Below are 22,691 nucleotides of genomic sequence, written 5' to 3' on the forward strand. Positions count from 1 at the left end.
TTAACGTGCACCACCATTCGATAACGCTATAATTTCATTTACAGTTTGATCGATTGAAACTTTATCCTTATACCCCTGCTTTAAAAATGCAGTAATAAGCGGCTCATAATGGATCGCTTCATCAATTTCTTTTGATGTACCCCGTTTATATGCCCCAATATTAATTAAGTCCTCTGATTTGGAATATGTGTAATACAACTCCCTCAACCGGTTTGCGGCTGTTACATGTTCAGGTTCTGCAATATGGTTCATTAAGCGACTGACGCTTTTTAAAACATTAATTGCGGGATACTGCCCTTTATTTGCGAGGTTTCGGTCCAATACGATATGACCGTCCAATATTCCTCGCACCGCATCGGCAATCGGCTCATTCATATCATCACCATCTACAAGCACCGTATAAAAAGCGGTGATCGTTCCATTAATATTTGTTCCCGATCGTTCAAGCAAAGTCGGCAATATCGCAAATACAGATGGTGTATAACCTCTTGTTGCCGGTGGTTCACCAATAGCTAGCCCGATTTCCCGCTGGGCCATCGCCACACGTGTCACTGAGTCCATCATAAGCATTACGTTTTTTCCACGGTCTCTGAAATACTCTGCAATAGCTGTCGCAGTAAATGCCGCTTTAATACGCATCAATGCAGGCTGATCACTTGTAGCCGCTACTACAACCGAACGTTTTAAGCCTTCCGGTCCTAAATCCCGCTCAATAAATTCCCGCACCTCACGCCCACGCTCACCTACAAGAGCAATTACATTAATATCTGCTTCAGTGTTGCGTGCAATCATGCCTAACAATGTACTTTTACCGACACCTGAACCTGCGAATATTCCTACACGTTGACCACTGCCAACTGTAAGCATCCCGTCTATTGCCTTTACCCCAACTTCCAGTTTTTCATTAATCGGCGGGCGATTTAATGGATTTGGCGGCTCTTTTTCTGTTTGGACAGCGGTCAGCCCTTTTGGTAAAGCCAGTCCATCAAACGGATTTCCCATTGCATCCAAAACTTTACCAATCAATTCTGGACCGACTTTTACTTCTAACGGTGTGCCAGTCCCTTCCACAAGACAGCCGATTGAAATTTCCTTTAGCGAAGAATACGGCATTAAAATAACGATTTCATCTTTGAACCCTACTACTTCCGCCAACATTACTTGTGGGCCATTTTTCGATGTGTGTACATGAATTTTGCATACATCGCCGATTGAACTTTCCGGACCTTGAGACTCAATCATCAAACCGACAACCCTCGTCACTCTTCCATACTTTTTAAATGTATTAAGATTAGGAATTTGTTCAATTAATTGAGCCGTTTTCATCCGTATCATTCCTTACTTTCGATTAGTTCATATAACTGTCTGCGCAGTTCCTGTAATTGGTCATCTATTGACACAACGATTCGTCCATGATTCGTTTCAATGTAACTTTCCGTTTCTTGCAAATCTTCATTGACGAAAATCATAAACGGTACATTTACCGGGAACATTTCCGATAGTTCCTCTTGATGCTGTGTTACGAGTTTATGAAACTTCGGCGATACGTATAATTTAATCTCTTTCATTTCACGGGCTTCTTTTAATCCACGTTCAATAATCGATACATATAGTTCATCGTCTCGGTCGAGCTGTGCATTGATTATACGTTCCGCTGCCGTTAGTGCAAGCTCCAACAGCACAGCTTCCTGCGACTCTATATAAGCGGCCGCATTTTTTTGCGCATCAGCCATCGTCTCATTCGCTGATTGTAATTCCTGTTGCATATTTGCATTTGCTTTTTGGACGCCATCTTCATAGCCCTGTGCAAATCCAGCATCATACGCTTCTTGTTGAAGAACTGCTTTTTCTTCTTCCCAAGTTTGTTTTAATGCTTCAATTGCAGCAAGCTGTTCTTTTCGAAACTGCTCGAACTGCTCTCTTTGCTGCTCTATTTCATTTGCTGCCTCATTTAACATACGTTGACGTTCTTCATGAATATCTTCCAATGTTTGTTGGGGCGTATCATCTATTGCCTCTTCTTCCGTTTTCCCATAATGGATTGGCTCAAAATAACTTTGAAGTTTAATTTCTACAACGGACGCCTCTTCAGCTTTTTGTGCATTTGTTGAACGGATGATTCTAGACAATTACGTCATCTCCTCCACCACGTGCAATAATAATTTCTCCTGCATCTTCTAAGCGACGGATTACTGCTACGATTCGAGACTGTGCTTCTTCTACATCGCGTAAACGCACAGGTCCCATAATTTCCATTTCTTCTCGGAACGTCTCAGCCATACGTTGTGACATATTGCGGAAAATGATTTCTTTTACTTCGTCCGAAGAAACTTTCATTGACAATAACAGATCTTCGTTTTCACAATCGCGAATAACACGCTGGATCGAACGGTTGTCGAGTGTAACGATATCCTCGAACACGAACATGCGTTTTTTGATTTCTTCCGCAAGCTCCGGATCTTGAATTTCAAGCGCATCGAGAATTGTTTTTTCTGTCTGACGGTCTACACCATTCAATACTTCAACAACTGCATCCACGCCACCCGTTTCTGTGTAATCCTGCGTAACGGTTGATGATAATTTGCGTTCCAATACAGATTCTATTTCGCTTATAACTTCCGGTGAAGTAGATTCCATAATAGCGATACGTTTTGCGATATCAGCTTGTACTTCCTGCGGTAATGATGAAAGAATAACCCCTGCTTGGCCTGGTTCTAAATAAGATAGAATGAGGGCAATTGTTTGAGGGTGCTCATTTTGAATAAAGTTAAAAATTTGTGCCGGATCTGCTTTTCTTGCAAAATCAAATGGTCGAACTTGCAACGAAGAAGTTAACCTATTTAAAATTGCTTGCGCTTGTTCAGCACCTAACGCTTTTTCAAGGACGGTTTTCGCATAGCCGATACCACCTTGCGTAATGTAATCTTGCGCAAGTGCAATTTGGTGGAATTCTTCTATAATTTCTTCCTTCACAGTCGATTCCACTTTTTTAACACTTGAAATTTCTAGCGTTAGACGTTCAATTTCTTCTTCGCTTAAATGCTTATATACAGAAGCCGAAACTTCTGGCCCTAGAGAAATCAACAGTAAAGCAGCTTTTTGCTTTCCTGATAAGTCTTTATCTTTCTTGGACACAGCTGAACCTCCTATTAGTCTTCAGCAATCCAACTACGCAATAGCTTCGCAAAATCTTCTGGCTTTTCTTTTGCCATTTTTTCTAATTGCTTACGGCGTACAGTCGCTTCAGTTTCTTTTTCTTCGGAAATATCTTCTATTTCAATTAACTGCTGTTGTTGTTCTAATATTTCTAGTTCTTCTTCTTCTTGCTTACGTTTACGTGCACGTAAAACATAGATTACTAGTAAAATAATCGCTACTAATAAAATACCACCAATTACCCATATCCACCAAGGAATAACTGATTCCGGCTGTCCTTCCGCTGCATCATTGCCATGGAATTGCTGTACTGATACAACAATGCGATTCGCAATTTCCTCGTCTGTCAAGTCGCCAGCTGCTTCTTGGTCGATTGATGTACGAACGATTGTCGATAATATTTGTTCGATATCCGTACGAATGCCTTGATCAAATGCTTCTTCCGCATTTGGCGGCTCTACCATTACTTGGATACCTAAATTACGTATTTTGTACGGGCTTTCCTGTATTTCGCGACGAATACGGTTGACATCGTTGTTGATTGTTTCTTCTACACGCTCGTAATCTCCATCGCCTGTTGTACCTTCTACATAATCGACAAAATTATCCGTAGCATTTTCCGCTTCAGGAGAACCATCTGCTACAGCACCGCCTGAATATGTTTCAGTAATCCGCTGTGCACTTATTTCGATTCCTGTCATATTATCTTCATCAACAGGTTTCACTAAATTTTCTTCACGGTTTTCTTTTTTGAAGTCAATATCCGCTGATACGTTTACTACAACTTTATCTGGTCCGATTAACGTACCTAGCATTTGCTGTACTTGACGTTGCAAATCACGCTCAATTGTTTTCTTTACTTCCATTTGCCCAGTAACTGTATTAATGCCATTGCCACCGTTTTCTGCAGAAGCTAAGTCATAGTACTCTGAATACTGATTCATGATTGTAATGTTTTCTTTCGGCAAGTTTGGAATACTCATTGACACTAAATTAAATAAGCCTTTAATTTGATCGTCCGAGAATTTATGTCCAGGTGCTGTATTTAATACAATTGCAGCTTGCGCCTCACCTTTTGCATCTTTTAAAAATACGCCTTCATCAGGCAGAGTAATCATTACACTTGCATCTTTTACACCTTCGAACTTACGGACGAGATTCGCTAAATCGGTTTCGATAGCCGCTTGTTTAATGACGTTGAATTCATTGTCTGTCATCCCAAAGCCAGCATTCGACGTAAAGAATGTCGTATCGATCTCACCCGAATCAGGATAGCCTTGAGCTGCTAGTGAAACTTGCAAATCTTGCACTTGATTTTCAGGAACTAAAATCGTTGTCCCGCCATTCGTAACCTCATACTTCACACCTTGCGATGCGAGCACTTCTGTAATTCTCCCTGCTTCTGCCTGAGACATTTCAGGGAATAATTGCGCCATAGTTGTGCGCGTCGAGAAATATGTAATTGCTGCCGCAAGTGCAATAACAATAACAATAGCTCCGATTATTGCACCTTTTTGATTTTTTGTGCGACTTTGCCAAAAACTAGTGGAGTCGCTTTTAATTTTAGTAAGTCGTTCATTCATTATGAATCCTCCGCTTATAGTGAATGCCCAACAATTCGTTATTCGTCATACAAATCATTACACACTCATACGCATAATTTCTTGATAAGCCTCAACAGCTTTATTACGAATTTCAATTGTTGTGTTTAAAGTAACACTTGCTTTTTGTGCCGCAACCATTACTTCAAATAAATCAACATCTCCACCATTGATTAATTTTTGTGTCATCATATCCGATGTTTTTTGGTGCTCATTTACACTAGCAATCGCTTCTTTTAAAGTGTCCGCAAATTGTTGCTGTGCATTTGCAGATGTTATTTGAGCTCCATTGTTTATTTCATTCACAGATTGCGCGGGAGACATAAACGATATTGGATTAATCGCCATTTAATGATCATCCTTTCCCAATTTCTAAAGCTTTTGTCAACATGTTTTTGTTTGCATTAAAAGCGGTAATATTCGCTTCGTACGAACGGCCGGCCGAAATTAAATCAACCATTTCTTTCAATAAATCGACATTCGACGTTTGGACATACCCTTCTGCATTAGCATCAGGATGAGTCGGATCATAGACTAATTTAAACGGCGTCTCTGTATCTTCTTTAATAGAAGTAACTTTTACACCGTTTCCTACACCACTTTTCACCGTTTTTCCCATCGCTATATTCAAAAAGCTCGAAAATTGGCCTTCCTGCTCTTTTAAAGTAATCGACTTTTTGCGGTAAGGCTCCCATTCTCCATTTACTTGCTTCGCACGTGTCGTATCCACATTGGCAATATTGGAAGAAATAACATCCATTCGTAACCTCTGAGCTGTCAACGCAGAAGCTGTCGTATTCATACTATGAAAAATCGACATGATTATCTCCCTCCTTTTACAACTGTATTTAATGTAGAAAATTTACTATTAATGCGGTCAACTAGCGCATTATAGTAAATTGTATTCTCTGCCAGCTTTGCTTGTTCCGCATCCATATTCACAGCATTACCGTTTGGTCTAGTACGGAAGTTTTCATTTGAATATACTCCATTACCGCCGATTTCAATTTTAAAATCATAATGTCTATCATCTGTGCGATATGCTGGAATAGTCGCTTTTTTTGCATCATTAAACACATCTTTAAAACTCACTTCTTTTGTTTTGTAATTCGGAGTGTCAACATTCGCTATATTTTGCGAAATTGTTTTATTTTTCAACGTAGCATACGAAAGTCCATTTTCAAGGCTACGGATTGTACCACCAAACAAATCCAAATCTCTCACCTCATTTTACTTTTTGTCAAAAACTGCACACGACAACTTAATAACTCAATTGTAATTATATTAATTCCTAGTGTCTATCGTCTTTTGGCTCTTTTTGGTAGTCTTAATGAACTATTTTTAAACCCAAATTACTCAGATTAACAGAAAGTAAGGTTATAAAACTATACTTTTTTATATCATTTTAATTCTTTTGAACCTTCACCCGCATCATAAATGATAGAAAATTACCATCCGAAACGTACTATAAATTACTTAAAAATGTGTCGATATTATGCATTTGTTCAAAATTCTATCCCTTATCATATACCAAAACCATATAAAATAGGGATTTTTAAATAACTATTTATAAATTTGTAACAAAACGTTTGGCATGGTATTTTCTCCACTATATAGGCAGAAATAATATTTATTTGACTTAAATACCCTCTCGAAGTTATCAGATAATTCCCATATATAGACAAAAAAACTCCCGATATGCGTTTTTTGGCTATTTTTCATTTAAAATTAAGTAAATCAAAGTGTCTATGCAGTCATAATTGGTCAAATTGTAGCATGCATTGCCATGACACGCCGCTTAAGACTTACATTATATAATCCCATGCGTGTTTCTAGCCTAGCAAAAAGTAAATAGACCATCACTTTCGTAGGGGGAATTGACATGTTCAGGAGAGGCCGATTGTACAAGCTGCGGGAGATATTATTAAAACCAGCCAAAATCAGATAGTTTATCGTTTCTTCAGCATACAAAAAGGCACAGTAAGGTAAAATTTATACCCTAATGTGCCTTAATAGCAGCTATTTCATTTTGATTTCTGCTAGAGCTGTCAGGAACTTGTCGTTCAATACTTTAATATACGTCCCTTTCATACCTAATGAACGTGATTCGATAACACCGGCAGATTCCAATTTACGCAATGCGTTTACGATAACTGAACGTGTAATGCCTACGCGATCTGCAATTTTCGATGCTACCAGCAATCCTTCATTCCCATCCAATTCTTCAAAAATATGTTCGATTGCCTCAAGCTCTGAATAAGATAATGAATTGATCGCCATTTGCACGACAGCTTTCGAACGCGCTTCTTCTTCAATCTCTTCCGATTTTTCACGTAAAATTTCCATACCTGCTACTGTAGCGCCGTATTCAGCTAAAATTAAATCATCATCTTCGAATTGGCCGCTAATACGAGCTAAAATTAACGTACCTAAACGGTCACCGCCACCAATAATTGGTACGATTGTTGTCAAACCACTCGAAAATAAATCTTTGTTTTCAATCGGGAATGCTGTATGTTCATTATTGATATCCAAGTTAGGAGATGTCTCGGCAATGTTAAATAAATTTTGTGTGTATGCTTCAGGGAATTGACGCTCTTCAAACATTTTTTTCATACGTTCATTTTCAATTTGCTGGTGAATGGAAATCCCTAGCAACTTACCTTTGCGGCTTACGATAAATACGTTGCTTTCGATAATGTCGCCTAAAGTATTCGCCATTTCTTTAAAATTAACCGGTTTCCCAGCTGATGCTTGTAACATTGCATTGATTTTTCGTGTTTTTGTTAATAAATTCATTTCTATTTCCTCCTACGGAACTTTTTAATTCACTTAATATTCTAAAGGTTTTTACAATTTAAAGATACTATTTCAACTTGCTGTTAAAGAATAAATTGTGATAAATCTTTGTTTTTTACGATGTTTGCTAATTTTTCATCGACATAATTCGTGGTAATATCGATATGGGCCGGCGCAATTTCAGAAGCCTCATAGGAAAGTTCCTCAAGTAAACGTTCTAAGATGGTGTGTAAACGGCGGGCACCGATATTATCCGTTTCTTGATTCACTTCTGTTGCAACTTCTGCGATGCGTTCAATCGCCTCTTTTGTAAATTCAAGTGTAACCCCTTCTGTTTCGAGCAAAGCTTTATATTGCAGAATTAACGATTGATCTGGCTCTTGTAAAATACGGACAAAATCATCTTTTGTTAACTTTTCAAGCTCTACACGAATCGGGAAGCGTCCTTGCAATTCCGGGATCAAATCGCTTGGCTTCGATATATGGAATGCACCCGCTGCGATAAAGAGCATATAATCTGTTTTCACAGGCCCGTATTTTGTCGTGACAGTTGAGCCTTCCACAATTGGCAGTATATCTCGTTGAACTCCTTCACGCGATACTTCCGCAGATGAGGAGCCTTTACTTGCGATTTTATCGATTTCATCAATGAATATAATACCGGACTGTTCCGCACGGTGAATTGCTTCACTGGATAATGCATCCGTATCAATTAATTTATTGGCTTCTTCCTGCAATAAAATTCGACGGGCATCCTTCACTTGCACTTTACGTTTTTTTGTTTTCTTCGGCATTAAATTGGAAAGCATATCTTGCATGCCATTTGCATTGTCCATATTCATGCCAGGCATTGCATCAAAAATCGATGGCGCGCTTTCCGAAACTTCGATTGTCACCCATTGTTCTTCCAATTTTCCATCTTTTAAATCTTGGGCAATTTGAGCGCGTCTTGAGCGAATTTCCGGCTCTTCTTGGCGGGAATCTTCCTCCTGCGCCTGCTCTTTTTGGCCGAACAACATTTCAAATGGGTTCTGTGTGAGCTTTTCTTTCACTTTTGAAGGAACCAACAATTTGATGAGCACATCATTTGCATTGCGCTCAGCTTGCTCCTTTACTTCTTCTACCATTTCGTCTTTTACCAGGCGACGGGATGCTTCAACTAAATCTCGCACCATTGATTCGACATCACGCCCTACATAGCCGACTTCCGTAAACTTTGTCGCTTCGACTTTGATAAAAGGGGCATTTGTCAGTTTTGCGATTCTACGGGCGATTTCTGTCTTTCCTACACCAGTAGGTCCAATCATCAAAATATTTTTTGGAATAACTTCCGTTTTTAATTCATCGCTTAATAAAGAACGGCGATAACGGTTGCGCAATGCGATCGCTACCGCACGTTTTGCTGTCTCTTGACCGACTATATGCCGGTTTAAATGTTCCGTAATTTGTCTTGGTGTTAAATTGATCGCCGTCATTATAATACCTCCAAGATAATATTATGGTTTGTAAACACACAAATATCCGCAGCGGTCGTTAGTGCAGCCTCTGCGATTTCTTTTGCCGATAGGTGCTCCCCGGCATGTTTTTTCAATGCTCGCCCAGCAGATAGTGCATAGTTGCCGCCTGAACCAATTGCCAAAATGCCATCATCCGGCTCAATGACTTCCCCAGTGCCTGAAACAAGCAGCAATGTCGATTTATCCATAACGAGCAGCATCGCTTCAAGCTGACGGAGCATTTTATCACCGCGCCATTGTTTCGCCACTTCTACTGCGGCTCTTTGTAAATTCCCATTATATTCATTCAGTTTCGCTTCAAACATTTCAAATAATGTGAATGCATCCGCAACCGAACCTGCAAACCCAGCTAATACTTTCCCATTAAACAGACGTCTGACCTTACGTGCCGTATGCTTCATTACAACGGCATTGCCGAGTGTTACTTGCCCATCACCTGCCATTGCGCACTCACCATTATGGTGAATCGCGAAAATCGTTGTCGCATGAATTTGACCCATATTTTATTTCCCCCTTAACTATGCTCTCGGATGACTGTCCATATATGTCTTTCTTAAAGCTTCTTTCGTTACATGAGTATAAATCTGAGTTGAAGATAAATTAGCGTGCCCAAGCAATTCCTGAACAGTACGCATATCTGCTCCATTGTTTAATAAATGCGTAGCAAATGTATGCCGCAGCATATGCGGATAAATTTTCGTATGCATGCTTGCATTGTCAATCATCCCGCTTAATATATAACGCACACCACGGGCAGTAAGTTCACCGCCGCGCATATTAACAAAAACTTTTTGATGATTTTCCTTTTTCATTAATGCTGGACGGACTTGTTTTATATAACGGACAAGTGCATCATGTGCATACTGGCCAAACGGAATAATCCGCTCTTTTCGCCCTTTCCCCATCACGCGGACGATACTGTAATGAAAATCGATGTCCGCCAGCTCCAGACTAACGCATTCACTTACACGCATACCTGTAGCATAAAGGATTTCCAAAAGCGCAATATTACGGATTTGGATTGGTTCGCTGCCTTCATTTTTTTCGAAAAGCTGCTTCAATTCTTCTTCATAAAAAAAGCTCGGTAATCGCTCTTCCTTTTTCGGATGATAAAGTGAACGAAACGGAGCATCATCAATATTCTGTTCCCGATTTAAGAAACGAAAAAAAGAACGGATAGATGAGATTTTCCTGGAAATAGAAGTTCTTGCTTTTTGTTCATCGTAAAGCTTTGTTACATAAAGACGTGCATGGATATATTCAACTTCTGTAATTTTCTGTATACCTTCAGCATGTAAAAAAGCAAAAAAGTCATGCAAATCCGACTGATATTCACGTACCGTATGTAAGGAGAAGTTCTTTTCTAGTTGTACGTAACGAATAAATTGTTCTAATTGATTTTGCAATTTTTCATCCATCGTATATACCCCCAGTCATTACAAAAGAGAAATGGTATTGTATGATTACTTTCGTCGCTCATAAAAAAAACATACATACTGACACTATACTTATTGCGGGAAGATTTCAAGTAAAAAACTCTTTATTTATTCGAATTTCTTGTATTTTTTCGACAATTTGAATGAAATCACAAAAGTTGGCATCATTTTCTTCAGGTTTCCGAAAAAAGTATATGCAAAAACTAAAAGCCCTTAAAGTATAACAGTCTTTAAGGGCTTTTCGCAATTAAATTACTTGAGTATTAATAAAATTCTGAATTGACTCCAATGCACGATTTGCATGACGTTCTGCACGCTCTGGCTTTGATTTAATACGTTCGCCTAAGTCAGGGAATATTCCAAAATTGACATTCATCGGCTGGAAGTTTTTAGCATCTGTATGTGTAATATAGCGCGCCATAGCCCCTAATGCCGTTTCATGCGGGAAATAGAGCAACTCTTGGCCTAATGCCATACGAGCCGCATTAATCCCGGCGATCAGACCACTGCCGGCAGATTCCACATAGCCTTCCACACCTGTCATTTGACCTGCGAAAAATAGGTTTGGACGTGCTTTTAATTGATATGTTTGCGTTAATACTTTCGGTGAGTTGATGAAAGTGTTGCGGTGCATAACCCCGTAGCGTACTATTTCCAAATTTTCCAAGCCGGGAATCATCGAAAATACCCGTTTTTGCTCCGGCCATTTTAAATGTGTCTGGAATCCTACTAAGTTGTAAAGCGTACCAGCTGCATCGTCCTGTCGTAATTGAACGACCGCATATGGACGTTTATCCGTTTTAGGGTCTTCTAAACCAACTGGCTTCATCGGTCCAAATGTCATTGTTTTTTCACCGCGTGCCGCCATTACTTCAATTGGCATGCATCCTTCGAAATACTTCTCTTTTTCGAATTCTTTTAGCGGTGCACATTCTGCCGAGATTAATGCTTCACGGAATGCATCAAACTCTTCTTTCGTCATCGGACAGTTCAAGTATGCCGCCTCACCTTTGTCATAGCGTGATTTCAAGTATACTTTATCCATGTTAATCGAGTCTTTTTCGATGATTGGTGCTGCCGCATCATAGAAGTATAAATAATCTTCGCCGGTAAGCCCTTGAATTTTCTTCGCTAAAGCTTCCGATGTTAAAGGACCTGTCGCGATAACTGTAATCCCCTCTGGAATTTCGGTTACCTCCTCATTGATCACTTCAATTAACGGGTGATTTTTCACTTTATCTGTTACATAGCCTGCAAACTCATGACGGTCTACCGCTAGTGCGCCACCAGCCGGTACAGAGCTATTATCTGCTGCCGCAATAATAACGGAATCCAGTTTACGCATTTCCTCTTTAATTACGCCGACAGCATTCGTTAGGCCATTTGCGCGTAATGAATTGGAGCATACGAGCTCCGCAAATTTATCCGTATGATGTGCTGGTGTTTGTTTTACTGGGCGCATTTCATATAAACGTACGTTCACACCGCGTTTAGCAATTTGCCAAGCTGCTTCTGAACCGGCCAAGCCTGCACCAATTACATTTACTACTTGTTGTGTCATTGTTGTTACCTCATTATCTTATTGTGATGGTGTTTCTTCATAATCACATTCACTGTTTGTACATTGAATTTGAACACCTTTTTTCAGCTTCTTCTCAACTAATAATGCACTACATTTCGGGCAAGGTCTACTAATTGGCTTATCCCATGATACGAAATCACATTCCGGATAGCGATTACAGCCATAAAAGATGCGCTTCGTCTTAGATTTACGCTCAACAATTTCACCTGTTTCGCATGTTGGGCATTTCACATCTATCGGTTTGACAATTGCTTTCGTATTACGGCAGTCAGGGAAGTTTGAACAAGCCATGAATTTCCCGTAACGTCCAAGCTTAAATACCATTGGCGCACCGCATTTTTCACAGTCTTCCCCAGCAGGCTCGTCTTTTATTTCGATTTTTTCCATCACTTCATCTGCATGCTTCACACGCGGCTCAAAATCTTTGTAAAATTCATCGATGACATTTACCCACTGTGTAATACCATCTTCAATTTCATCGAGGTTTTGTTCCATTTGCGCCGTAAATTCGATGTTGATAATTTCCGGGAAAAATTCCAGTGTTGCCTGATGAACGATTTCTCCAAGTTCTGTTGGTACAAAGCGTTTTGCATCAAGCTGAACATAGCCGCGCTTTTGGATAGTATCCAGTGTTGGGGCATATGTCGATGGACGGCCTATACCTAGCTCTTCCAATGTCTTTACTAGACGCGCCTCTGAATAGCGAGGAGGTGGCTGAGTGAAGTGCTGCTTCGGTTCGATTTCAAGCGATTTTACTTTATCGCCGATTTCCATTTCAGGTAAAAGCTTATTTGTTTCTTCTTCCTGATCGTCTGTGCCTTCAATATAAAGCTTCATAAACCCGGCAAATTTCACTTGAGACCCGTTTGCACGGAATAATACGTCATTGTTTTGCAAATCAACTGTCACGGTATCAAGTACAGCTGGTGCCATTTGACTTGCGATAAAGCGCTCCCAAATTAAACGGTATAATCGCAGCTGGTCACGGCTTAAAATAGCTTTAAGCTCCTCTGGTGTACGCATCGCACTCGTTGGGCGGATCGCTTCATGGGCATCTTGTGCATTTGCTTTTGCTTTCGCCTGTTTTTGCTCTCCGGCAATGAAATCTTTGCCGTATTTTGTTTCGATATATGACTTAGCCTCTGTTTTAGCTGTATCGGAAATACGCGTTGAGTCTGTACGCATATACGTAATTAAACCGACAGCACCTTCTTTTTTGCTTAGCTCAATACCTTCATAAAGCTGCTGTGCAAGCATCATTGTCTTCTTGGCACGGAAGTTTAACTTACGTGCGGCTTCCTGTTGAAGTGAAGAAGTCGTGAAGGCTGGAGAAGCATTGCGCTTCCGTTCTTTTTTTACAACATTCTTTACTTCAAATTCCGAGCCTTTAACACCTTTTAATATATCTTTCACTTGTTGTTCATTTGTTAATTTAATTTTTTCTTTGCCGTTTCCGTAATAAAAGGCATCGAATTGCTTTTTGCCTTTCTCGAAGCTTGCATCGATTGACCAGTATTCTTCCGGCTCAAAGTTTTTAATTTCATTTTCACGGTCAATAATCAAACGCAATGAAACAGATTGTACACGTCCTGCCGATAAGCCCTTCTTAACCTTTTTCCAAAGGATCGGACTAATATTGTAGCCTACTAGACGGTCTAAAATACGACGTGCCTGCTGTGCATCGACTAAATCCATATTAATCGGTCGCGGATGCTTGAAGCTCTCTAAAATTGCTTCTTTCGTAATTTCGTTAAATACGACGCGGCAATCTGAATGAATATCAATATTTAAAGCAGTGGCTAAATGCCAGGCAATTGCTTCCCCTTCACGGTCTGGATCGGCTGCGAGATAAATCTTTTTTACTTTTTTTGCCGCTGTTTTTAGTTCCTGAAGTACAGGACCTTTCCCGCGAATCGTAATATATTTTGGTTCATAGTTATTTTCGGTATCGATCCCCATTTGACTGCGTGGTAAATCGCGTACATGTCCGATCGAAGCTTTTACTTTATATTTTTTTCCTAGGTATCGTTCAATTGTTTTCGCCTTTGCAGGTGATTCTACAATTACTAAATAATCTGCCATCTGTTGTCCTCCTTATAGAGGTATTGTTATTTTCTTAAATTCATTTGCATGAATTTGTCAATGTTTCTCAAAGCTTTTCCTGTTGCAAAATGTATAACAGATTGGCTAATAATGCAACTTTTTTTCAACGGTAATTTGAAAACATTTGTAATTCCTGTAGTATTTGAAAGCCGTCCCACACTGGAATTGCACCTTCTTTTATTAATTTATTTGTGCCGCGTGATTGCTCGCTGAAAATATTTCCAGGCACGGCAAAAACATCTTTCCCTTGTTCGAGTGCAAGCTCTGTCGTAATTAATGTACCACTTTTCAACGCCGCTTCAGTAACAATCAGCGCCTCGCTTAAACCACTGATAATTCGATTGCGTGCAGGGAAATGCCATTTTTGCACACCCGCATAAGGAGGGTATTCCGTTACTAGTAAATGATTGCTTGCCATATGTTCACTGAGCTCTCTATTTTCCCTTGGATAACTATGAATGAAGCCATGACCCAGCACACCTACCGTCTTTCCACCATAACGAATTGTTGCCTCATGTGCAAGTCGATCTGCCCCTTTGGCAAGGCCGCTTACTATGACAAACTGTTCATCGATCAATGGCGGAATCAACATTTTCAATGCTTCCTGACTATAGTTTGTCGCCGCCCGGGATCCGATGACTGCAATCATTTTAGGGGCGTTTAATAATCGGATATCCCCTTTAACATACAGAACAGCCGGGGCATCATACAAGTGCTTTAAGCGTTTCGGGTAATATTTATCCATATAGGTGATTGCCTGTATATTTCGCCTCTCGTAATAGAGGTTCATCGATTGCGGCACGAGCTCTTTATAATGACGAATGAGCTGAATTGCTTTTTCTTCTTTTATATTTAAGTGCATTGCGACGATTTTGGGCGATACATGCAATAATTCGTCGAAGTCATTTAAAATTGTCATTAAATTACGGAATTTTTGCCAAGGAAGAGGAAGGATATAATGCAGTTTCATTAATTGTTCATTCGTTAAATTTGCCATTTCAACACTCCTTTTTATATAGAAGAAATTAAAATGACCGCTTTTTTAAAATAGGGAGGTAAGCATGCGAAAAAGATGTAGCGAGGCGTTCGCTACATCTTTTATTTTAATGTGTTTTACAAGCTTCGTATAGCCCTTTTTCTTTTATTACTTTAATTAATGTTTCACCTATTACTGATGGTGTTGGAGCTACTTCAATTCCCGCTGCGTTCATCGCTTTAATTTTCTCTGCCGCTGTTCCTTTACCGCCGGAAATAATGGCGCCCGCGTGACCCATGCGTTTTCCTGGAGGAGCTGTTTGCCCTCCGATGAAGCCAACTACCGGTTTTGTCATGTTTTCCTGTATCCATTCGGCAGCTTCTTCTTCCGCAGTACCGCCGATTTCTCCAATCATCACAACCGCATATGTTTCCGGATCTTCATTGAAGGCCTTTAAGCAATCGATGAAATTTGTCCCGTTTACTGGGTCGCCCCCGATTCCTACTGCTGTTGTTTGACCAATACCTGCTTGAGAAAGCTGGTGCACCGCTTCATATGTTAACGTTCCTGAACGAGAGACAACGCCAACATGCCCTTTCGTATGGATATAGCCTGGCATAATTCCGATTTTACATTCATCCGCTGTAATGACACCTGGACAGTTTGGACCGACTAAACGCGTCTTCTTGCCTTCCATATAGCGTTTTACTTTCACCATATCCAATACAGGAATATGCTCTGTAATGCAAATTGTCATATCCAAATCCGCATCAACCGCTTCAATTATCGCATCTGCTGCAAATGGTGCCGGAACGTAAATGACAGATACGTTTGCGCCTGTCGCATCGACTGCTTCCTGTACAGTATTGAATACAGGAACACCTTCGATTTCAAGACCGCCCTTGCCTGGTGTTACCCCTGCAACGATTTTTGTTCCGTACTCCAGCATTTGTTTCGTATGGAAAAGGGCTGTTTCCCCTGTGATCCCTTGTACGATTACTTTTGTCTCTTTGTTAATGAACACGCTCATGCCGTAACCCCGCCTTCAGATTCAACTAATTTCACGATTTTTTGCGCGCCGTCTGCCATTGAGTCAGCTGCCACAATGTTTAAACCGGATTCATTTAATAATTTTTTACCAAGCTCAACGTTTGTTCCTTCTAAACGCACAACTAATGGAACTTTTAAGCCGACCTCTTTTGCAGCTGTAATAACCCCTTTTGCAATGATGTCACACTTCATGATTCCACCGAAAATGTTTACGAAAATACCTTTTACATTTTTGTCCGATAAAATAATTTTAAATGCCTCTGTTACTTTTTCGGCTGTTGCACCGCCCCCAACATCCAGGAAGTTGGCCGGTGAGCCGCCGTAGTAGCTAATCGTATCCATCGTTGCCATTGCAAGACCGGCACCGTTTACCATACAGCCGATATTCCCGTCTAAGGAAATATAGCTTAAGTCATATTTTGACGCTTCAATCTCTTTTGGATCTTCTTCATCGAAATCGCGCAATTCCACGATATCTTTATGACGATACAGTGCATTCGCATCAAAATTGAACTTTGCATCAAGTGCCACCACTTGGTCATCCCCTGTTACGACAAGCGGATTGATTTCAACTGTTGATGCATCTTTATCGATAAATGCTTTATAAATGCCTAACATTAACGCTACAGCTTTATTTACCAATTTTGCCGGAATGTTCATATTAAATGCCATTCGGCGTGCTTGGAAAGCATTCAACCCTGTTACCGGATCAATAATTTCTTTGAAGATTTTTTCCGGATTTGATTCCGCTACCTCTTCAATATCCATTCCGCCTTCTTCGGAACCCATCATTGTTACTCGAGAAGTTGCACGGTCTAGTACTAAACTTAAGTAGTACTCTTTTTTAATATCCGAACCTTCTTCTATATAAAGACGCTTCACTTCTTTGCCGTCTGGACCTGTTTGGTGTGTTACTAGAATTTTGCCTAGTAACTCTTTTGCGTAAGAACGAACTTCATCGAGGTTTTTCGCAATTTTTACACCGCCTGCTTTACCGCGTCCCCCTGCATGAATTTGTGCTTTTACAACTGTTACATTCGAGCCTAATTCTTTTGCAGCCTTTACCGCTTCGTCTGGCGAAAATGCTACGCTTCCCTTAGGAACAGCTACACCGTATTTTCTTAATATTTCTTTCCCTTGATACTCATGGATATTCATGATACATCCTCCCATCGGACATTTGGAAATTATTCTACTAACATAATCTATTTTATACAATAATTCAGATAATGTCTATATTTGTCACACATGCATTTTTTACTTTATTTTATGTCGAAATATTCTCTATATATAGAATTTATAATTTTCTAAAAGATATATTATACATTCGAAAAACATATTTCGCGGAAAATAGTGTGAGTTGTTGCCCGTTCATAGATGGATTTCATTAAAAATTCATATTTTTCCCTCTACTAAAACAGAGTCGGCGCTATCATTCTGCTGCTCTCTAAGATTACAATGATCTTCGGCGAAAAAAAAACAGTAAACTAATTTTATAATTTACTGTTTTTATTATGTGACGTTAATCTATGCTTTTCATCCAAGTGGTAAATAAAGGCAAAAACTTCTGCGACGGCTTGATAGAGTTCTTCAGGTATTGATGTATTCAAATCGAGCTGCCCTAAAAGTTCCACTAAGTTTGGGTCTTCATAAATGGGCACATCATGCATTGTCGCTTGCTCTAATATGTTTTCGGCAATTTTTCCTTTTCCTTTTGCGACGACTGTTGGACCATTGCTTTTTTGCGGGTCATATGATAATGCAATCGCTTCTTTTCGTACATATTTTTTGTCGCTCATACGCGAATATCCACACCGCCTTGCTGATCTTCTTGTTGGTTTTGAACTTTTGTCAACGTTTTTCCTTCCCGCTCTCCAAAAGGTTTGATAAATACACCTGATAATGTATATTCTTTATCGAGCAATCCTGTTTTTAACGACCCTTTTAATGAGGTGGCCAATGAATCCAAATTAGCAATATCATTATACACATTTATTGTTACGACCCGATTTTGTACTTGCATATCGATAACCGTTTTTTGCAGCGATTCCATATTTAAATAAAACATGATGCGCGCAAAATTCGCATCAATTTTGCCATCCTCTTTCATACGACCGTTCCATTGAAGTGTTGCATCCATTTTCTTTCCGAAAAATTCCAATGGCACTTGCATGATGAGTTGATGCTGATGACCGTTTTCACCAGAAGATAGCTGCATGCCATTCAGCCTCGCCATAACCATTTCCGCCGCGTCCCTTAAAACAGGCGGCGTTTGTGCATCTTGAATAAGTGTTAATAGCTGCGGCTTTATTTGCTGAGCGGCCGCTTGGATATCTCCTGCCTTATTTGCAAGCGTCGCCTCATAGCTGACACCTAGCCCTTTTAGAACCGTTTTTATCGCTTGTTCCATCGCGCGGCTATCTACCGAGGACTGTACTTGTGCCTCTGCCTGTGTAAATGCGCTTTGGACTAGCGGCTGTGGACTGTCTGCTGCTGCTTTTACTAAATTTCGTAATAGCTGATCTGCTTGCGGTAAATTGGAATCTGGCTTTATTAATGAAAGAAGCTGATCCTTAGCCGATATTCCTTCTTCGTTTTTTGTAAATAATCCCGTTGTCGCATTTTCACTGTACGCTTTCAGTAATTGCTGCTGCATTTGATTTGTAAATGCTTTTATTGCTTGCTTTGAAGAAGGGATTTGTTCAAAGCGCGCGATTAACTGCTGTATTTGTTGCTTTTGTGTTTGCGACAATAAGCTTTCATTACTCATCCAGACTCTTAATTGCTCCAACATTGGCTTTGTTTGCTCCGGAGTTGCTTGCGCCAACTGCTGCATCATTAATCCCGCTTCCTTTTGTAAAGGTACTGACTGACCTGTTTGGACTGGTTGGGCTTGATTTGATGCTTGTTGGGTAATTTGCTTATTTGCACTTTGCCAGTTTTGCAAGTTTGCCTGCTGGGGGAGAATACTTGCTTCTTTTAATACTGGCAACGCCTGCAGCTTGGAAGCAATCGGCGTCCCATTATCCAATAAAGTTTGTATTGCGCGCGCAAGCAGCAGGCCGCCTGTTTCATTATTTAACGGCTTTGCCAATTGGTCGATTTGCTGCAGTAAATTTAATTTTACTGTTTCGTTTCCACCTGCCTGACTGGCTAATAATTGTGCTAAATTTGTTAAATTCGCTGACAATCCATCTGTTTTTACTCCTTGTGTCAATGCTTGGAACACAGTGTTCGTAAAAGGCATTTTTAACTCAACCATACGTTGCAACGCTTGAAGCGCATTATTTTTATCGACTCCGGCAGGCAGGTTTTTCATCCAGCTTTCGGCAGCGAGCAATTGTTCTTTTGATAGTGGAAGCTGTGCTTTCATAAAATGAGACAGCACTTGCTGCATTTCATTTGATTTTGGTAAATTCATCGTTTCTAATAATTGAGTCAATTGTTGTCCAGCTGTTATCGTTTGGGACATTGGACCTGTTACAACTTTCAACTCTGTTTGAGGGTTTGTCGCTGTAACTTGGAAAAAATGGGCATCCCCTAGCTTTAAGGGAACTTCAAGCTTGGCCATCAGCTTTTGATTGCCTATTTGCACTTCCGCCATTTGATTCGGGTACAATTGCTTAATCGTACCATGAAATACTTGGTCTTGCCGCAATGCTAGCGGCTGATTTGCTGTCACTTGCTGTGGAGTATTAGTTTGGATTGGATTAAATGATGAGAAGCTCATGTCGTTACCCCTTTCTATGAAGCATGGATTTAATCGGTTCAAATGTTTTTCGATGATGATTTGTCGGTCCATATTGTTGAATTGCTTCTAAATGCTGTTTCGTGCCATACCCCGCATGCTGTGAAAAACCGTATTCGGGATATTGAGTATGAAGTTTTTCCATATAGTCGTCACGGGCTGTTTTCGCTAAAATGGATGCCGCGGCAATTGCTAGGCTTTTGACATCCCCTTTTATGATTGAAGCTTGTGGAATCGTTGTATGAAGCGTCATCGCATCAGCTAAAATAAAATGCGGTGCCACTTCTAGCGCTTCAATGCTTTTCAACATTGATTGGCGTGTTGCCTCATAAATATTCAAACGGTCAATTTCTTCGGCGCTTTGAAAATGAATAGCATAATACAGCGCATGTTTTTTAATTCGCTCGGCAAATTCATTGCGTTTTTCCTTTGAAAGCTGCTTTGAATCATTTACCCCTAGCAATTGTTGGCAATTATTCGGCAAAATGACCGCCGCTGTTACGACAGGTCCGGCAAGCGGCCCACGCCCGGCTTCATCTGTGCCGGCAATGTAAGCATTCTCATGCGGTAAATGGCTTGCGTCAAATTGTATTTTTTCATCATGCGCTTGTTGTATGGCTGCCGCTTTCTCCATCCGCTTTTGAAATTGCGTCCACGCTTTTACGACACTGGCACGCTCATCTTGCATGATTTGATCCATCCATGGCTCTATTTGCGTAGCTTCTTTTAAAGCTTTTGTAATTTCTTTAATTGTCTTCATATATACCCTCTAATCTTTACCTGCTTGTTATATCGTCCATTCTTTCCATTATAAAAGAAAAAACCTTCCTCATAATAATGAAAAAGGTTTCGCTTATGTTTTTATCGGTCGTTTTCTTGTTTTTGTTGACGGCGAAGTGCTGCTGTTTTTAAACGGCGCTCTTCATTTTCTTTCTCGATCGCTTCTGCTAATTGCTCTTTTTCGATTTGCTCATCGACAAAATCGAATGTTAACTTTCCAAGGTGCTGCTCGCGGATATCCCGTACGATTAAAACTGCTACTTGATCATAATCAATTTCTCCGCCTTGTCCGAACACGCGGCGCAGTTTCCCTATATGGTCAAATGTTACGACTAAATCTTCGGCGACGGACGTAATTTTGTAGCGTACCTCCATACGGGACGGGTAATGCAATGCCAAAAAGCGCAGGCCATATACTGCCAAGTCTTCCATATTTGTAATCGTATCTTTTATCGCACCTGTTAAAGCAAGCTTGTACCCTACTTCCTGATCTTCAAACTTCGGCCATAAAATACCCGGTGTATCTAGCAGTTCAATTTCTTTTCCGACTTTAATCCATTGCTGCGCTTTCGTTACACCTGGTGTATTTCCCGTTTTCGCTAGATTCTTCTTAGCTAAACGATTAATTAATGTCGACTTACCGACGTTCGGAATTCCCACAATCATCGCCCGGATGGCACGGGGCTTCATTCCTCTTGATTTCATCCGTTCCCATTTATCAGCTAAAATCTCCTGTGCGGCCTTTGTCACCGCTTGTAACCCTTTCCCTTCCAACGAGTTGATCGCTACCGCCTTAAAGCCTCGGTCGGCGAAATATTGAATCCAGCGACGTGTTTCTTGCTCGTCCGCCATATCCTGTTTATTTAAAACGAGTAAGCGCGGTTTTTGATGGATGACTTCATCAATCATCGGATTACGTGAAGATAATGGCAAGCGTGCATCAACAAGTTCGAAAACGATATCCACAAGCTTTAAACTTTCCGACACTTGGCGGCGTGCTTTTGCCATATGTCCGGGAAACCATTGAATAGTCATAATCTAATCCCCTCCCAATAATAATTCACTTCTATTATTCAACAAAAAAATGAGGTGTTTGGAATATCCACCCCATTTTAGACATTATTCACGATTGAAAACTTATTTTACGATTTCGATTTCGCTTAGCGGCCAAAAAATAATATTCGTATTACCGATGATTTCTTTTTGGTCGACAATGCCGATATGACGGCTATCCTTACTGAAGCGACGGTTATCGCCCATTACAAATACAAAGCCTTCAGGAATCACATCTAATGATGGATCAATATCTTTCAGGGAGAAATCGCCTGTTAAATTGCCTTCGCTAATTTGTGCCTTATATGCATCCAAATAAGGTTCATCGATTGGTTCACCGTTAATGTATAGCTGATCATCTATATATTCGACAAAGTCCCCCGGAACACCGATTACACGTTTTATATAATCTTTTTGTTCAGGCGCGTGGAATACAACTATGTCAAAACGTTTAGGCTCGCCGATTTTATAGCTGAATTTATTGACAATCATCCGATCGCCATTTTCAAGGGTTGGCATCATTGAATCCCCGTCCACTACAATTGGCGTAAATAAAAAGTAACGAATAAATGCGGCAATCGCAAACGCAATAAGCAGAGCTTTTGTCCATTCCCATAGCTCATTTTTTTCTTTTTCAGTTTTTTCCACGTAGCTATCCCCCTTGCTTTTCACAATATATTGTATACGAAATATGTAGTTCAAGCAAAAATCTAATCTATAAATGTTTAGTCAATTACTCCTTGGCGTAATTGAGCCCAAATTATTAAGAACACTTTTGCCTATTCAAGATGAAAGAAAGGGACTTGTATATACGAGGGCACTGAAAAAGTCCCTTAGGCACAAGTGAGAGAGTACAGGAACGAAAATTCGTTCCTGTACTCTCTTTTTCT

21 protein-coding genes are annotated in these 22,691 nt (G+C 40.2%); all 21 read right to left on the reverse strand.

Going from position 1 to position 22,691, the window contains the following annotated elements; genetic code table 11:
* The 21 genes from fliI to lepB all read right to left on the reverse strand — a co-directional run bounded on the left by fliI (nucleotide 1) and on the right by lepB (nucleotide 22,449).
* Entirely contained in the window at nucleotides 1–1,326 is a 1,326-nt protein-coding gene (fliI, locus tag ACTHOQ_RS11785) for a flagellar protein export ATPase FliI (RefSeq protein ID WP_440496343.1), read from the reverse strand.
* 5 nt (nucleotides 1,327–1,331) lie between these two features.
* Complete coding sequence (gene fliH, locus ACTHOQ_RS11790; RefSeq protein ID WP_440496344.1) at nucleotides 1,332–2,129, reverse strand: flagellar assembly protein FliH; 798 nt, start codon at nucleotides 2,127–2,129, stop codon at nucleotides 1,332–1,334.
* Nucleotides 2,122–3,135 (reverse strand): flagellar motor switch protein FliG, encoded by a 1,014-nt coding sequence (gene fliG, locus ACTHOQ_RS11795; protein ID WP_440496345.1) that lies wholly within the window; start codon nucleotides 3,133–3,135, stop codon nucleotides 2,122–2,124. Before fliG ends, fliH begins: the two co-directional genes overlap by 8 nt.
* A gap of 14 nt (nucleotides 3,136–3,149) precedes the next feature.
* Complete coding sequence (gene fliF / locus ACTHOQ_RS11800) at nucleotides 3,150–4,739, reverse strand: flagellar basal-body MS-ring/collar protein FliF (protein WP_440496346.1); 1,590 nt, start codon at nucleotides 4,737–4,739, stop codon at nucleotides 3,150–3,152.
* Between the two features lie 57 nt (nucleotides 4,740–4,796).
* Entirely contained in the window at nucleotides 4,797–5,105 is a 309-nt protein-coding gene (fliE, locus tag ACTHOQ_RS11805; protein WP_440496347.1) for a flagellar hook-basal body complex protein FliE, read from the reverse strand.
* 7 nt (nucleotides 5,106–5,112) lie between these two features.
* On the reverse strand, nucleotides 5,113–5,577 hold the full coding sequence (gene flgC / locus ACTHOQ_RS11810; protein WP_440496348.1) for a flagellar basal body rod protein FlgC: 465 nt from the start codon (nucleotides 5,575–5,577) through the stop codon (nucleotides 5,113–5,115).
* Between the two features lie 2 nt (nucleotides 5,578–5,579).
* A complete protein-coding gene (gene flgB, locus ACTHOQ_RS11815) occupies nucleotides 5,580–5,972 on the reverse strand; it encodes a flagellar basal body rod protein FlgB (protein WP_440496349.1) in 393 nt (130 codons plus the stop codon).
* Nucleotides 5,973–6,776: 804 nt separating this feature from the next.
* On the reverse strand, nucleotides 6,777–7,556 hold the full coding sequence (codY, locus tag ACTHOQ_RS11820) for a GTP-sensing pleiotropic transcriptional regulator CodY (RefSeq protein ID WP_440496350.1): 780 nt from the start codon (nucleotides 7,554–7,556) through the stop codon (nucleotides 6,777–6,779).
* A gap of 83 nt (nucleotides 7,557–7,639) precedes the next feature.
* Nucleotides 7,640–9,031: an ATP-dependent protease ATPase subunit HslU gene (hslU, locus tag ACTHOQ_RS11825; protein ID WP_440496351.1), complete on the reverse strand. Its 1,392-nt coding sequence runs from the start codon at nucleotides 9,029–9,031 to the stop codon at nucleotides 7,640–7,642.
* On the reverse strand, nucleotides 9,031–9,573 hold the full coding sequence (hslV, locus tag ACTHOQ_RS11830) for an ATP-dependent protease subunit HslV (protein WP_340800441.1): 543 nt from the start codon (nucleotides 9,571–9,573) through the stop codon (nucleotides 9,031–9,033). Before hslV ends, hslU begins: the two co-directional genes overlap by 1 nt.
* 18 nt (nucleotides 9,574–9,591) lie before the next feature.
* Nucleotides 9,592–10,491 carry a tyrosine recombinase XerC gene (gene xerC, locus ACTHOQ_RS11835; RefSeq protein WP_440496352.1) on the reverse strand — a complete coding sequence of 300 codons (900 nt, stop codon included), beginning with the start codon at nucleotides 10,489–10,491 and terminating at the stop codon, nucleotides 9,592–9,594.
* Between the two features lie 265 nt (nucleotides 10,492–10,756).
* Nucleotides 10,757–12,070, reverse strand: a complete 1,314-nt coding sequence (trmFO, locus tag ACTHOQ_RS11840; RefSeq protein WP_440496353.1) for an FADH(2)-oxidizing methylenetetrahydrofolate--tRNA-(uracil(54)-C(5))-methyltransferase TrmFO — start codon at nucleotides 12,068–12,070, stop codon at nucleotides 10,757–10,759.
* A gap of 18 nt (nucleotides 12,071–12,088) precedes the next feature.
* Complete coding sequence (topA, locus tag ACTHOQ_RS11845) at nucleotides 12,089–14,173, reverse strand: type I DNA topoisomerase (RefSeq protein ID WP_440496354.1); 2,085 nt, start codon at nucleotides 14,171–14,173, stop codon at nucleotides 12,089–12,091.
* A gap of 124 nt (nucleotides 14,174–14,297) precedes the next feature.
* Nucleotides 14,298–15,191 (reverse strand): DNA-processing protein DprA, encoded by an 894-nt coding sequence (dprA, locus tag ACTHOQ_RS11850; RefSeq protein WP_440496355.1) that lies wholly within the window; start codon nucleotides 15,189–15,191, stop codon nucleotides 14,298–14,300.
* A 106-nt stretch (nucleotides 15,192–15,297) separates the two neighbouring features.
* Nucleotides 15,298–16,200, reverse strand: a complete 903-nt coding sequence (gene sucD / locus ACTHOQ_RS11855; RefSeq protein WP_440496356.1) for a succinate--CoA ligase subunit alpha — start codon at nucleotides 16,198–16,200, stop codon at nucleotides 15,298–15,300.
* On the reverse strand, nucleotides 16,197–17,378 hold the full coding sequence (gene sucC, locus ACTHOQ_RS11860) for an ADP-forming succinate--CoA ligase subunit beta (RefSeq protein ID WP_440496357.1): 1,182 nt from the start codon (nucleotides 17,376–17,378) through the stop codon (nucleotides 16,197–16,199). The genes sucD and sucC overlap by 4 nt, the downstream gene beginning before the upstream one ends.
* Before the next feature lie 335 nt (nucleotides 17,379–17,713).
* Nucleotides 17,714–18,019, reverse strand: coding sequence for an EscU/YscU/HrcU family type III secretion system export apparatus switch protein (locus ACTHOQ_RS11865; protein WP_440496358.1), 306 nt, complete (start codon nucleotides 18,017–18,019; stop codon nucleotides 17,714–17,716).
* A complete protein-coding gene (locus ACTHOQ_RS11870; RefSeq protein ID WP_440496359.1) occupies nucleotides 18,016–19,950 on the reverse strand; it encodes a hypothetical protein in 1,935 nt (644 codons plus the stop codon). The genes ACTHOQ_RS11865 and ACTHOQ_RS11870 overlap by 4 nt, the downstream gene beginning before the upstream one ends.
* A gap of 4 nt (nucleotides 19,951–19,954) precedes the next feature.
* A complete protein-coding gene (gene rnhB, locus ACTHOQ_RS11875) occupies nucleotides 19,955–20,728 on the reverse strand; it encodes a ribonuclease HII (protein ID WP_440496360.1) in 774 nt (257 codons plus the stop codon).
* Nucleotides 20,729–20,829: 101 nt separating this feature from the next.
* Nucleotides 20,830–21,783: a ribosome biogenesis GTPase YlqF gene (gene ylqF, locus ACTHOQ_RS11880; protein ID WP_440496361.1), complete on the reverse strand. Its 954-nt coding sequence runs from the start codon at nucleotides 21,781–21,783 to the stop codon at nucleotides 20,830–20,832.
* A gap of 102 nt (nucleotides 21,784–21,885) precedes the next feature.
* A complete protein-coding gene (gene lepB, locus ACTHOQ_RS11885) occupies nucleotides 21,886–22,449 on the reverse strand; it encodes a signal peptidase I (protein WP_440496362.1) in 564 nt (187 codons plus the stop codon).
* Between the last annotated feature and the right edge of the window lie 242 nt (nucleotides 22,450–22,691).

Origin of the sequence: Solibacillus silvestris (genome assembly GCF_051967575.1) — a bacterium.
Lineage (GTDB): Bacteria > Bacillota > Bacilli > Bacillales_A > Planococcaceae > Solibacillus > Solibacillus silvestris_B.